Origin of the sequence: Microcystis sp. LE19-195.1E (assembly GCF_027532095.1) — a bacterium.
GTDB lineage: Bacteria > Cyanobacteriota > Cyanobacteriia > Cyanobacteriales > Microcystaceae > Microcystis > Microcystis aeruginosa.
The window spans coordinates 1-13,162 of record NZ_JAPZSZ010000173.1 but is presented as its reverse complement, the minus strand read 5'-3'; the positions used below and the strand labels follow the sequence as shown (position 1 = coordinate 13,162).

Genomic DNA, 13,162 nt, shown 5'->3' with positions numbered 1-13,162 from the left:
GGTGGTCAACTACCTAATTTTCAGGGAAAAAGTACCTGAATTTTCCCCCGATCCCCGCAATGGCTGGCACTTTTTGAGGGGAAAAAAGTCCAAAAGTCTTATCCAACAAGGTTTTTAGATTTATTCAGCAGACCCTAATTACTCACCGTTCGCTAATTTCTCGAACCGAAAATTTGGTAAATTGTCTTAAATGCAGTCTAGCAAACGCATTGATTGTTCTACTCGGATATTTGTTAGTACAAAAAGACCATTTTGAGGTTAACGAATTGATTGGGGTTTGAGCGAGCCAATTGGAGATCGCACTCCCGACACTGTTCTACCTACCTTATTCGCTAAAAAGCATACAGTATAAAGGTAACAGCAATTTTAAAACCCTTCCCTTAAAAAATTAAGCGAACAATGAGTTGTGACACTTAGACTGCGGAGTATGGGACTTCTGCTGACGCTAAGATAAAGTCAAATCTCCCAATCACTTTAAAACCTTTGTGATAGGCGTTTGCATTTTAGAGCAGTAAATTAAACCTGACTCATTCTAGGAGTCGATAGCGATTAGTTTCAGCGACGTATTTCCGACCTGGAATTTCATCGGGGGGAATTTGATTGCGTAGCACTAGACGCATATCCCTGACAACGCGGGGGACATTCAGATAATAGCCATGCTCTGAAGGATCTGTAAAACTAGATACCACGCGGGTACAATCGATCGGATAGACATTGCGAGGAAGTTGTCGCGGCTGGATTGGACCATCTGTCCCCAGACGGGCGGTATTACCCTTAAGCTTATCACTGGCCCAAAGAGCGAGGTCGTTGCGGTTGAAATAGACACTTGTCCGGCGGGTGATCCGGGACAGAGACAACAATTTGTAGTCGAGATCGAAAGCATCATCATCCTCATCGGCTGCCATCATCAGAACCTGATCGAACAGTCTGGGCAGTTGGTTGCCGACTTGCCTTTTCAATTCCTGTAGAGCATGGCGCAAGACATAATTGCCCATGCTGTGGGCAGTGAGATGAAGTCTCTGTTGGCACCGCGCCTCAGTCTGATTAATGAAATCGGCAACTTTGAGGAAGCCGCGGGCAAATGCCGCCCCAGAAGCGGCAGCATCCAGGCGATCATTCTTGTAAGCGATCGCATTGGCGGCTCTCGGATCGGAAAACAGAAGCGCACCGTCTGAAGGCCAGGAAAACAAACATATATTCAATTTGAGGGGAGGCTCGGTATCGCCAGGGTCTCTGGCAGTCAACACTTGGTGCAGTTGAGCCGCAGCCGTTAGAGCGCTCCGAAATGAAACGTTGAAGCCGTGAATGAAGATCAATGTATCTTCCGCATTCTCGATCATCTGTTTGCGGACTTGCAGGGCAATCGCCTGACTGCCCAAAACGGGCGGATCACCCAGCAGATTTTCTGGGGCAACTTGGATTTGATACTGAGAAAAGTTCTCACCCGTTACCTCGGCTTTTCCAAAACGCAAGTTAGCCAGTCCATCCTGACTAAAGGTACTCCCGAAGTCAAAACCCGCCTCTAAATCATTTGAGGTAACCAGGTTGCGGTTTGTAGCAAAGTAAATCGTCGTCATCCAAAATCTCCATATTTTCTTCGGTTTTTTGGGAACAGGATAGGCTAAACCACTTTAGCCCATTGCCCCTCCTCTTTTCCCTGTCTAATCCCCTGTTCAACTATATTTTTAGTCTTGATTTACAAGGCTCTCAGAAATCAGCACAGATAAAGCATCCTCGGGAACCTTGATTCTGTAGTTTTTAGTTACACATCGGGTTGTCTAACAATTTTACTTCCCCTTTGCGCGGGTAGTTTTGCCAACTTTGGTGTTAGGGTTTATGTCTCCATCGTGCGTCAGGGTCAGCGACCATTTGTATGGTCATTTGGCACTCCCGTCACTAAAAGCGAGGGATTCTTAGTTCAACGAGTCCACTTAAATTAGATGCCTTGCGTTATCCAATCCAGATGTGGTTCTCTCCCTAAGCGTTACTTTTCGTATGCCCTACGATAGTTGTATTTCTACAAAATTTGCTTGAATTGAAGTGTTAGCTTCAAATACTCCTTTGTCTAGTTCCTACAAATATTTTACACCACGAGCAGGCTTTGGCCGTGAGATCAGCGTTCGACCGAGCGTTCATGTTAGTGAGCTTGTTGAACTACTGACTCATTGTTCGCTTAATTTTTTAAGGCAAGGGTTTTAAAATTGCTTTTACCTTTATACTGTATGCTTTTTAGCAAATAAGGTAAGTAGAACAGTGACGAAAGTGCGATCGCCAATGGGTTCGCTCAAACCCTAATCAATTCGTTAACCTCAAAATGGTCTTTTTGTACTAAAAAATATCCGAGTAGAACAATCAATGCGCTTGCTAGACTGCATTTGAGACAATTTACCAAATTTTCGGTTCGAGAAATAGCTCTCTTGGGTTTGGTGGGTAAAATGTATTCTAAGATACCTTCATCCTAGCGAGGGGGTGGAACGAACCACAAAGACACAAAGGACACAAAGATTGATCGATCCTATGTAAGTAAAACTTATCACACAGAACCTAGAAGAGCCGAGAAATGAGCGAACGGTGAGTTAATAGGATAAAATTAACTTCTTGGTTAGGATGGACGAGAGGCAAGAGATTCGATCGAGATTAGCTGAAATCCTAGAGACTTATTGCCTAATTAACTTTTGAGAGTTCAAAAATAGGAAAAATAGGCATGAAGCTATCGTTCATTCTTAATTCTCCTGACTACTGACGACCGGCTACCGGCTACTGACTCCTGACTCCTAACCCCACCAACAGACTTTTTGCCGCAAACCCTAATTATTGAGGGTAATAATCTGGGCGCTAAAACCCTGTTTAGTTAACTCTTGTAACCGTTGTTTAGCTTGGTATTGTTGCTGAAATAACCCCGCTTGAATAACATTTTCTCCTGCGCGGATAAATGCGAGGGGTTCAATTTCTTTAATTTTTGCCAACGCTTCCGCACTATTACTCTGAACTTCAACCCGAAAGAGTTGATTAGTCGCAATAACCCGCTGCTGTGGTGGGGGAGAAGGGGGTTTATTGGCGCGATTTTCAGGTCTGGGTGCCGGTGGATTGACAGTTGGACGAGGATGATTATTAATCACCGTAGCATCGGCGGGACGCACGGTAGCGGGAGCTTGAAAAACGTATTCTCTCAGGGGTTGATTACCGGAAACTGGGTCCGCCACCAGAGGACGAACTGAAGGAGAATTAACTGGGGGTAAATTTAAGGGTGAACATTGGGAACAATTAACAGCACTGGGACTGTCTGAACGTTTAGTTGGTTGTCTCACCGCCGGCGGTGGGGGCAAACGACGACCGGGATAAAGATTCTGGGCAAAAGATAAGTTTGCTTTTAGCAGTAGCGTTCCTTGAGCGATTATCCCGACTTTTAACCAAAATAGGCCCGAGAAAAACAGTAGGTTTGTTCTCATCATGCTGGTTTGTCCTCACACGAAATTTGGGTACACCATGTCCAAATTTTAAAGTAGGAGATGCTAGTCTAGAAAGTATATTGGTTAAAAATCATTACAAGATTTATGGGAAAAGTTGTTGTCGGTCTATCGGGGGGAGTAGATAGCTCTGTTGCCGCTGCCGCCTTACACGCTCAAGGTTATGATGTTATTGGCTTGACCCTGTGGTTAATGAAGGGTAAAGGTCAATGCTGCTCCGAGGGTATGGTAGATGCGGCCTTTATTTGTGAGCAGTTGGGGGTTCCCCATCATATCGTCGATAGTCGCGAGCTTTTCCAAAAAGAAATTATTGATTATCTAGTTTCTGGTTACGAAGCGGGAATCACACCGCTGCCCTGTTCTCAGTGCAATAAAGCGGTAAAATTTGGGCCGATGCTGAATTATGCTAGGGAAACCTTGCAAACGGACACTATTGCCACCGGTCACTACGCTAGAATTCGTTTTTCTCCGGAAAATAACCGTTATCAACTGCTGCGCGCCGTCGATAAAAATAAAGATCAATCCTATTTTCTCTATGATCTAACTCAAGATGTACTGCGTGGGACTTTATTTCCCTTGGGCGAACAAACCAAGGCAGAAACCCGCAGGATTGCCCAGGAATTCGGTTTAAAAACAGCAGATAAACCCGATAGTCAGGATTTATGCTTGATTGAAGCTCACGGAACTATGCGATCGTTCTTGGATAAGTATATCGCCGTTAGTGAGGGCGATATCGTCGATCTCGAGGGCAAAGTTGTGGGTAAACATAGCGGTATCCATCATTATACGATCGGACAACGCAAAGGCATCGGCATCGCCGCCGCCGAACCCCTCTATGTGGTAAAACTGGATCCCGTCATGAATCGGGTTATCGTCGGTAATCGCGCCAGTGCCGTTAGTGCCGCTTGTCTTGTCGGACGGATGAACTGGGTTTCTATTGCTGAACCCACCACCCCTATCCGCGCGCAAGTACAGGTCCGTTATCGTTCTCCGGCCGTTCCCGTCAATGTTATTCCCCTAGAAAATGAGCAAGTGAAGCTGGTTTTCGATGAACCACAATTTAGCATCACCCCGGGCCAAGCAGCCGTGATTTATGAAGGGGAAATCGTTCTCGGTGGGGGGATTATCTCAGGAGCCACCCCATAGGGAGAGCCACCAATTCACAAAATAACCTGATTATGGTTCGGGGGTCATTCTGCCAATTAGGGACTCTCCCCAGCAGATTTAGCTAAAAATTAACGACGGGGTACAGAAGCCTCGATGTTAATATTCATAGCGGAGACTCTTGGTACAGGATTGCCTTTGGCGCTACCGAGACCCCGGGCCATAGCCAAGAAGCTGGAAGGATCGCCAGCTTTGGGTTTTTGCTCTTGGGGAACATAGCGACGGACAGCATTCTGCCAAACGATTTGGGGGAAGCCCAAAATACCACGATAGTAGCCATCGTAGCGAGGCGAGGTGATGTTGAATGGACGTTCACCGATGTCGCGGCTGGCCAGGGTGCGACGACGTTGGTAGGGAACGGTATCATAACCAAAGCTTTGCAGATACTCGTCACTGTTGAGAAGTTGATCGACAAAACCTTGAATACCTTTGGTGGCAACGACAATCGACCAAGCAATTTTTTCTCTTTCGCTATAGACATCGCGACCGAGAACTCTTTGTACTACCTGTTCGACAAAGCGATAGTTGCTGTTTTTCTCGTAGAAGCTGTTATAGAAGGTTTTCGATAACAGTAAACCACGAATGAAATCCCGCACGGATAATTGTCCATTGCGTAATTGGGATTCGAGGAAGGGTTCCCGATCCCATTTAAAGGCATGGAAGAAAATCTGACGGTAAGCGGCTTCGATTAAATCGTCCAGGTCGGTAGGGGAGAGGACATTTTCCGTCGTGTAAACTCTCGGTTTTTCGTCTCCACCGACATCATAACCAGCTACCCGCACGTTTTGGGACTTGGGGGCGTAATTTAAAAGAGGAATGGCCAAGGGTAAACCTCCGTATCCTTAGAAATGCTTAAAAAACTTTCCTCCTAATGATAAGGGAGTAGGTGCCAACTAGAAAAGAAATATTAAAAATTCTTACAATTGTTAAGAAAACTTGCTTACCATCCGGGGTGTTGGGGAGCGCCGGAGCAGGGAGAGGGGAGAAAAAAGCTGATGACTGATAACTGATAACTGATAACTGAATTTACCAGCCACTAATCGAATAGGATGAAGGTTCGGGGGAATCACTAGAGACTGACTCCGATGACTGATTGCGGGATTCAGCACAGAAAGTGGCCGTATTAAAACCGCCAAAACGTTGAACTGTGCTAGTGCGGAGACGTAAATCGGCATCGGCAAACCAAAAACGCTCGATCGAGGTCATTGTTTCGTATTCTGTAATTAAGACTAAACCTTCCTGTTCATCAATGTGATAACGGCCCGCCACGGGAACGATTTCCGCATAACCTCGCTCCCGCAGGAGAACACCAGCTTGGGGATTATCTTCGTCGGGAATTAGCGCAAAAACGGTGGTTCCTTGATGATTTTCGTCTTCTTTGTCCCACTGCATCGAACCATCCCAACTGACAAACGCACCCCCCACAGCCTTGGCGGGATCGACTTCGTGCATTTCACAGATAGCGATAATTTTCGGGTTATCGGCGCTTAAAGCTTCCACATAAATCTCGGAATCGCCAGTTTCTGAGCGTCGAAAGGGTAAATGATGGGTGGTGCGCTGAGATTTCCACTGTCCCGCACTTTTCTGAAAAAAGGTCATACCGTCCATAGTTTTTATCCTCTATTTTTTCCATCTATTTTAACGCCATGGCCGTTTTCTGTAACCCTTGTCCCCCTCTCTCTCTCATTCATCCCCAAAATAATCATGATCAATTCTCTTGATTTCATAGATTTTTTGGGTCGATACACCTAAGTTATAATCGATCATCAATTGACCTAATTCTTCCCCATCAATCAGCACTATTTTTATCTCATTTCTGGGGACATATTCTAAAGCCTCTTTGGTAAAATAGGAAGTGGTGATGAAAATACCTTTTTTGGCTCCTTGTCCCGCTAATGCCCCGACAAATTTTTGGATTTCTGGACGACCAACGGCATTATTATCAGCCCATCTTTTGGCTTGAATATAGATTATATCTAAACCGAGTCTATCTTCTTTTATTATCCCATCAATCCCTTGATCCCCGCTCTTACCTACCGCTTTACCGGCATCTCTAATCGAGCCACCATAACCCATTTTTACCAGTAATTCTACTACTAATTTTTCAAAAGCATCTGGGGATAATTTTCGCAGAATAGAAAGTAAGTCTGTCGCTAATGCTTGACGAATTTCTTGATAGGAGTTTTCTAGTAATTCCTCGGGATTTTGTTCTTGATCAGAAGTTGATAAATTTCTTTCAAGAGTAATAGTTTCATTTTGCTTATTGACTCTAGTAAATTCTTGAAACTCAGGAAATTGCCTGAGAAATTTTGTATCGATATGGTCTAGATTTTGAGATAAGATTTCTTTTCCTTTCTCAGAAATTACAAAAGTTGCCCTTTGGGGTGAGTCAATTAATCCCGCTTTCTTTAAATAGGTTTTTGCCCAACCGACTCGATTAGCAAAAATTTCTTGTTGTCCACTGGGAAGCATTTCTTTTCTTTCCGCTTCCGTGACTTGAAACTCTCTGACCAAGGCTTCAAAAATTTCTCGATATTTATAAACTTTGCCATCTGCAAGTATTTTTAATAGCGGCAACATAATCGATTGAAAATCGGGAATGGGCATAGTTCAGATGAAAAGCGGGGGCAGTCATTCCGATTATACAGCAACAATCTCCAAGAATTTAGATAGATAATAATACACATAAAATTATGAATAATTGAGAGGCATTCCTAAAGAATTTGAGAGAGAAATTATCGCCATTGATAATCGTCTTGATACTCCAAAATAAGCTGTTGACTATCTAAATTACTTGTTAAGACTGTCTATGAGCGCCAGAGCTGCGGAGCAGGGAGAGCTTTTTTTGTGATAGCTAAAAAAACCCTATCCCTGCTATTCATACAAAATCTCATCAAAACAAGCTTCTCCCACACTCGCTAAAGTCCTAGCGGCAGCTTTATCGGTTTTCGACTTCTGCACGAGGGTGCGGAATTGCTGTAGATTGTAACGAGCTTGGAATTTTTTAATCGTGCAGTCGCATAGATCTTTGGCCACATCAGCAGCTAATCCCTCCGCGCGCGCTCTTTGTAAACATTCTTGACGATAACTGTCGAAAGTCGTGGCAGGATTAGAACTTTGGCTAAGGTAAACGGCATTATTAGCCTGTACTGGCAAGGATAAAGCCAATAAACCGATAAAAGTTAGTAAATATCTTTTATTTATCATCATAATCGCTTTTTTAAGCCTGAAATCCCCCACTAGATTAGAGAACCGCTGCATAAATTATAGATCGATCGCTCAACTCTTGGGTTCCACTCTTGGCAAACTGTCATCTGTTATGCTAGGATAAGTAGTGCTTGATCGGCGCCATCGCCAAGTGGTAAGGCAGAGGTCTGCAAAACCTTTACCCCCAGTTCGAATCTGGGTGGCGCCTTGGCAAATATCGGTAGTCTTTCTTGTATTGCCTTGTCTAAATTAAGGTTTACCAAGGTTTTACTTGATAGGCTGCCACTAGATAACGAAAAATATACTCAACTATCTCTAAATAATTCTCGGTAGTTTCTAGAGACTCACCCCACACCGTCACGCCATGGTAAGAAATCAGTAAAGCGGGAATTTCCGGGGGGAAAGTTGAGAATCTACTTTCTATTTCTGCGGCAATTTTCGGCACATCGAGATAGTTAGCAAAAACCGGCATAAATACTTGAGGATTTTCTACCCAAATACCTAAACCTTTCAACATTTCTAAGGGAGGTAACGATAACTTGTCCTCGCGAGCAAAACGGGAAACTAAATTCGCTTCCACTGAGTGGACATGATAACAAGCTTGCGCTTGGGGAAAGAGACAATAAATCACCTGATGAATGCTAGTTTCGGCCGAAGGACGATTATCTCGATGAGCTAATTCTCTGACTTTTCCCGTCAGATCCACGCGCACAAAATCCTGTTCTGTGAGTTTACCTTTACTTTTGCCACTGGCAGTAATCCAAAAACTATGATCATCAACTTTAGCGGATAAATTACCCGCCGTGCCAAGCATCCAACCCAGTTGATAAAATCTTCGGGCAGCTGCCACTAGAGATAGACGAGGATCGCTCATGGTTTTTAGAGATATGGTGGATAGGGACTGACTATTATAACAATCGGAGGACCCACTCCCCAGCAGATTTGGTGAGGATGTCAGTCCGGATAATCTCGATTAAAACTAAACCCATGGCAGAATAGAGTCAGCAACCAGTGAGTCAAAAAGAAGATTTAACCGTGGAAATGTGTTGGGAATGTGTTAGGTTAAAGATAATTGCAGCTTTGATGAATCGAGGGTTGAGCCGTGAATAACAACTTTTTCCGCAGCTATTCTGTCAATGATTCTGGTTTGGGTTGTTTCTTATCTTTGATTTTAGTCGGATTGTTGTTAGGCTCGATCGGACTGGGTTGGTTAGTCAATAGTTTTTTAATTCTCGTGGCATTCCTGATATTTTCCCCTGTCATTGCTTGGGGGATTTTTCGCTGGTGGTTACGACGCAATTTAGTTGAAGATAGCTGTCCCGTCTGTAGCTACGAATTTACGGGTTTTAATCGCATGGAATGCCAATGTCCTAACTGTGGTGAACCGTTAAAAGTGGCAGGGGGTAAGTTTATTATTCTCACCCCTCCCGGTACGATCGATGTACAAGCGATCGAAGTACCTACCGGACAGTTGGAAGATTAGGGTCAAACCATTAAGCTAAACGGCTTTTACTTCGGATCACCGATATAGACTCCAAAAGGGTTATAGCTATTGGATCATGCAGGTTAAGCGCCGTTTAGCTTACCATCTAGGCACGCGCACCAAACTGAAAGCGGGGGATCTGAATTTTAACAATAACAGCAGTCCCAACAGGTGAATTGACCAATGAACGAGAATTAAGCCCCAAATAATTGCAAAAATTAAACTACTAACGGCAAGAGCTTTAAAAATATCATTATCGGTCTTTTGATACCAGAGAAGACTAAGGAAGGAAAGCAGTAGGAGTAGAAGCGGAAAAAGTGGGGAGAACATGGGGATCACCATTGGGTGAGGGGACTGTCTTCACATCCATAGCCTATCATTTTCCCTTGACGGCTACGGGTAGCAGCGGCTACATTCCCCCCTATTTGTCATAAATCTTTAGAATCAAATTAAAAAGTTTACGAGCCAATCTTTTAGTCTAAAGGTGGCGCGACAATCATCCTCATTGTAACGCAAAATAGCCGCCAATAAAGTCCGATCTCCTGTTTTTAACCACTGGTCATACCACCAAACGCATTGATCCCCGCTTACTCCTCGATCGCGCCATTGAAAGCCAATCCAGTTAGCGAGGGATTTTAAAGAATAACTTTCCACGGGAAAAGTTACCGAATTAACTACATGATAGTGCAGATCAAAACAGCGAGAAACTAACTGATTAATCAAAGAAGAAGGAGTTTTATAAAGATAACCCAATCGCTTAATTGTTTCCACTTCGTACTCAGAAAAGTGAAAAATGGGTGCTTGATAATCCTGCATGACTAAGGTTAAAAATTCCTGCCAAATCCTGCCTTCATCTTCCGGCTTTTCTGCCAAAAAGGGATAAAATTGCTGGGTATTAACTCGATAATCAACCCGTAAAATCCCCAAAAGATAATCTAAATTCTGTTCTGGTTCCGCTTCGATGTCAAAATAAAATTCAATCTCGGCCTTCGGTAGGGGGGACAAATAAGCAGTTTTCCCGTTGCTTTTGCGAAAGGCCCGATTTTCAATAATTGCTTGGGCCTGTAATTGTAACTGATTAGCCACCTCTACCCCCATCCCCTCCCCCATACGGGTAGGAGAGGTAAGCGCAAGGGATTCCATGGTGGAAACCCCCAAAGACTGTAAAAATTGGTAACGACTAGGAGTCACCCCCGGGACTAAAGAAAGATGTTGACTCGCTTGAGCAATACCATAACAGTGACTATACCAATGACATAAACTGCAACGCTGACGCGAGATAAAAACTTCTGGTTCTTGGCGATTAATCACCATTGCGCCGAACTTTTTGATTATTTCCTCTAGTTTAGTTAACCAGAGATTCAATTCCACTCGATAGCGATTATGACGACGTAGGACAATTTCTGCGTAATTGGGAAAAACTCCCTGCATACTGGCCAATAAATAGGCGTAAAAAGTAGCCAGCATCTTATATTCAGGCTTAGGACGGCGACCGAGTTGAATATTGAGGGGATAATAAACCCAATCGCCAAATTTCGACTCTCCTGCCTGTTTAATTAATAAATGCGGGGAACCGGTTAAAGAGACGGGATAGCCAGATTGTAAAAGGACTCCGTGATAAATACAGGATACCCCCCGACCCATCAAAGCTTCCGTTTCCCTAGCGGCAGCCAAAATATCAGTGCTGGGGGTAGTCAGGGAACAATAATCGGGATAGGAGTCTTGCAGGACTTTTTTAACGTGACTTTGACTCTCTTGGCGCAATTTAAGCAAAAAATCTCGCTCAGGGTCTTTTTCTTGGCTATTGCCGTAGAGATTTAAAAATGCACGGCGTTGACAACGTTGGTAGTCTAGAAGTAGATCATCGGTCAGTAGCATTCTATACAAGGAGAAAAGTTAAGCTTTCCTGGACCAGTGAAGTAAAGTAAAAAATAATAAACTTAAAAAAAGAAAACATTCCCAAGTATGTTTCCTCTACTCTAATACTATTGTGACAATTGCGACTTAATCCGTCGATAGAATTCAGCCGTCGGTCGTCGGTCGTCAGGAAGTGGGGAAGTGGGGAAATGGGGAAATGGGGAATTCAACTAAAACCCTAAAACCCCAAAACCCAACACCTTCTAACTGATAACTGATAACTGATAACTGATAACTGATAACTGACCCCCCATCTCCTCGCTTATGCAGAATTTAGACGAAAATAGCCTCGATTACGCCGTTAGTAAACCGGATTTAGCCGAACAAAGACAGGAATTTCGGGGACTTAGCAATAAAGTTTACTTTAATTTCGGTGGTCAGGGAACCTTGCCCAAGGCGGGATTAGAGGCGATTATCGATGCCCATAATTTTCTCCAACAAAAGGGGCCTTTTTCAGGACGGGTAAACGATTGGATTACCGGAAAAACGGAACTTCTCAGGCAAGAAATGGCTCAGGAGTTGGGAATCAGCCCCAGCACCCTCTCTATCACCGAGGATGTCACTGTAGGCTGTAATATCGCCCTCTGGGGAGTTGATTGGCAAGCGGGGGAACATATTTTACTAACCGATTGTGAACACCCCGGAATTATCGCCACGGTTCAAGAAATTGCCCGTCGTTATCATCTGGAAATCTCCACTTGTCCTATTCGGGAAACTTTAAACGGCGGCAACCCGATAGAAGTCATTTCCGCTCATCTACGTCCAAAAACTAGGGTTTTGGTGGTTAGTCACGTTTTGTGGAATACTGGACAGGTTTTACCCCTCAAGGAAATCTCGCAACTTTGTCATGATAATTCTGTCACCGAAAAACCCGTTTTAGTGGTGGTGGATGCTGCCCAATCCGTGGGTTGTTTGCCCTTGGATTTAAGCGCTACTGCCGCCGATTGTTATGCTTTTACGGGTCATAAATGGTGGTGTGGACCAGCTGGTGTGGGAGGATTGTATATTCGTCCCGAAATTTTCCCTAGTTTACAGCCCACTTTTATCGGTTGGCGCGGCATTGAAACAGATAATCGAGGACAGCCTATCGGTTGGAAACCGGATGCCAGACGCTTTGAAGTGGCCACTTCTGCCTATCCCCAATTTGAGGGTTTAAGGGCAACTATTGCGGTACATAACGCCTGGGGTGATGGGGGACAAAGATACGAAAAGATTTGTCAATTAGCGGCTTATCTCTGGGAAGAATTAAAGACGATTAAAGGGGTAAAATGTTTAAAAAATTCTCCGCCGGAATCCGGTTTAGTTTCCTTTCAAATTGACTCGGCCATCACCCCACAAAAGTTAGTGCAACAGCTAGAAAAACAAGGGTTTTTACTGCGAACTCTCCTCGACCCCCTCTGTGTGCGTGCCTGTGTTCACTATTTCACTTTGCCCTCAGAAATCGAGCAGTTAGTAGCAGCTATCCAAAAGTTAGTTTAAAATCGGATTATAGGCGATCGACTATCGATAATGACGACCCCGCAACTTTTCGAGTGGGATGAAATTGACATCCTCACCGCCGGGGCCGGACGGTGATGACCGGCAGATCAAACAAACTTAATTGAACGACCGACCGCTGGGTTGACGCTTCACGGGATGCTGCTTCTTTAACAGAAGTCTTATGCTGTCCTCCACGCCCGTTTAAAGTCTCCGATTGCCCACCGGCGACCTTGATATTAATTGCGGCGTTTACATCCCTATCATGGAAAGTCCCACAAAAAAGACATTCCCACTCACGGATATTTAGGGTCTGCTGAAAAAGTTTTCCCTGGGGGCAGGGTGTGGGGTGTGGGGTGTGGGGTGTAGGGTTTTACCGATTTTCAGGTGGTCAACTACCTAATTTTCAGGGAAAAAGTACCTGAATTTTCCCCTCAATCACTCCAAT

At 44.3% G+C, this 13,162-nt stretch carries 13 protein-coding genes, 1 tRNA gene and 1 pseudogene; 5 read left to right on the top strand and 10 right to left on the bottom strand.

Annotation, left to right across the window (positions count from 1 at the left end; translation table 11 throughout):
* Window positions 1-527 precede the first annotated feature (527 nt).
* Window positions 528-1,340, bottom strand: coding sequence for an alpha/beta hydrolase (locus O9300_RS10040; RefSeq protein WP_242030018.1), 813 nt, complete (start codon window positions 1,338-1,340; stop codon window positions 528-530).
* On the opposite strand from O9300_RS10040, the gene O9300_RS10035 reads away from it, so the two are divergent.
* Window positions 1,302-1,526, top strand: coding sequence for a hypothetical protein (locus tag O9300_RS10035; protein ID WP_242030020.1), 225 nt, complete (start codon window positions 1,302-1,304; stop codon window positions 1,524-1,526). The genes O9300_RS10040 and O9300_RS10035 overlap by 39 nt on opposite strands.
* A gap of 1,281 nt (window positions 1,527-2,807) precedes the next feature.
* Here the strand turns inward: O9300_RS10035 and O9300_RS10030 are convergent.
* On the bottom strand, window positions 2,808-3,452 hold the full coding sequence (locus tag O9300_RS10030; RefSeq protein ID WP_287971509.1) for a hypothetical protein: 645 nt from the start codon (window positions 3,450-3,452) through the stop codon (window positions 2,808-2,810).
* Window positions 3,453-3,554: 102 nt separating this feature from the next.
* On the opposite strand from O9300_RS10030, the gene mnmA reads away from it, so the two are divergent.
* On the top strand, window positions 3,555-4,613 hold the full coding sequence (mnmA, locus tag O9300_RS10025) for a tRNA 2-thiouridine(34) synthase MnmA (RefSeq protein ID WP_287971507.1): 1,059 nt from the start codon (window positions 3,555-3,557) through the stop codon (window positions 4,611-4,613).
* A gap of 89 nt (window positions 4,614-4,702) precedes the next feature.
* On the opposite strand, the gene O9300_RS10020 is transcribed toward mnmA, so the two are convergent.
* From O9300_RS10020 to O9300_RS10005, 4 genes are all read right to left on the bottom strand, one after another.
* Window positions 4,703-5,455 (bottom strand): phycobilisome rod-core linker polypeptide, encoded by a 753-nt coding sequence (locus O9300_RS10020; RefSeq protein ID WP_287732694.1) that lies wholly within the window; start codon window positions 5,453-5,455, stop codon window positions 4,703-4,705.
* Between the two features lie 202 nt (window positions 5,456-5,657).
* Window positions 5,658-6,239 (bottom strand): phycobiliprotein lyase, encoded by a 582-nt coding sequence (locus O9300_RS10015; RefSeq protein WP_287971505.1) that lies wholly within the window; start codon window positions 6,237-6,239, stop codon window positions 5,658-5,660.
* Window positions 6,240-6,314: 75 nt separating this feature from the next.
* Entirely contained in the window at window positions 6,315-7,238 is a 924-nt protein-coding gene (locus O9300_RS10010; RefSeq protein WP_287971503.1) for a restriction endonuclease, read from the bottom strand.
* A gap of 267 nt (window positions 7,239-7,505) precedes the next feature.
* A complete protein-coding gene (locus O9300_RS10005) occupies window positions 7,506-7,841 on the bottom strand; it encodes a hypothetical protein (protein WP_043999175.1) in 336 nt (111 codons plus the stop codon).
* A 134-nt stretch (window positions 7,842-7,975) separates the two neighbouring features.
* Here O9300_RS10005 and O9300_RS10000 point away from each other — a divergent pair.
* Window positions 7,976-8,046 (top strand) — tRNA-Cys (locus O9300_RS10000).
* Window positions 8,047-8,094: 48 nt separating this feature from the next.
* Here the strand turns inward: O9300_RS10000 and mtnB are convergent.
* Complete coding sequence (gene mtnB / locus O9300_RS09995; RefSeq protein ID WP_002760481.1) at window positions 8,095-8,712, bottom strand: methylthioribulose 1-phosphate dehydratase; 618 nt, start codon at window positions 8,710-8,712, stop codon at window positions 8,095-8,097.
* A 228-nt stretch (window positions 8,713-8,940) separates the two neighbouring features.
* Here mtnB and O9300_RS09990 point away from each other — a divergent pair, with 228 nt between their 5' ends.
* Window positions 8,941-9,321, top strand: coding sequence for a hypothetical protein (locus O9300_RS09990; RefSeq protein WP_149987765.1), 381 nt, complete (start codon window positions 8,941-8,943; stop codon window positions 9,319-9,321).
* A 99-nt stretch (window positions 9,322-9,420) separates the two neighbouring features.
* Here the strand turns inward: O9300_RS09990 and O9300_RS19470 are convergent, their stop codons facing one another.
* Window positions 9,421-9,663, bottom strand: a complete 243-nt coding sequence (locus O9300_RS19470; RefSeq protein ID WP_045357690.1) for a hypothetical protein — start codon at window positions 9,661-9,663, stop codon at window positions 9,421-9,423.
* A gap of 102 nt (window positions 9,664-9,765) precedes the next feature.
* Window positions 9,766-11,199, bottom strand: coding sequence for a TM0106 family RecB-like putative nuclease (locus O9300_RS09985; RefSeq protein WP_287971501.1), 1,434 nt, complete (start codon window positions 11,197-11,199; stop codon window positions 9,766-9,768).
* Window positions 11,200-11,502: 303 nt separating this feature from the next.
* On the opposite strand from O9300_RS09985, the gene O9300_RS09980 reads away from it, so the two are divergent.
* Window positions 11,503-12,717 (top strand): aminotransferase class V-fold PLP-dependent enzyme, encoded by a 1,215-nt coding sequence (locus O9300_RS09980; RefSeq protein WP_287971500.1) that lies wholly within the window; start codon window positions 11,503-11,505, stop codon window positions 12,715-12,717.
* A gap of 73 nt (window positions 12,718-12,790) precedes the next feature.
* Here the strand turns inward: O9300_RS09980 and O9300_RS09975 are convergent.
* Window positions 12,791-13,033 (bottom strand): annotated as a pseudogene (locus O9300_RS09975) (zinc ribbon domain-containing protein); the annotation flags it as partial.
* Window positions 13,034-13,162: the final 129 nt, after the last annotated feature.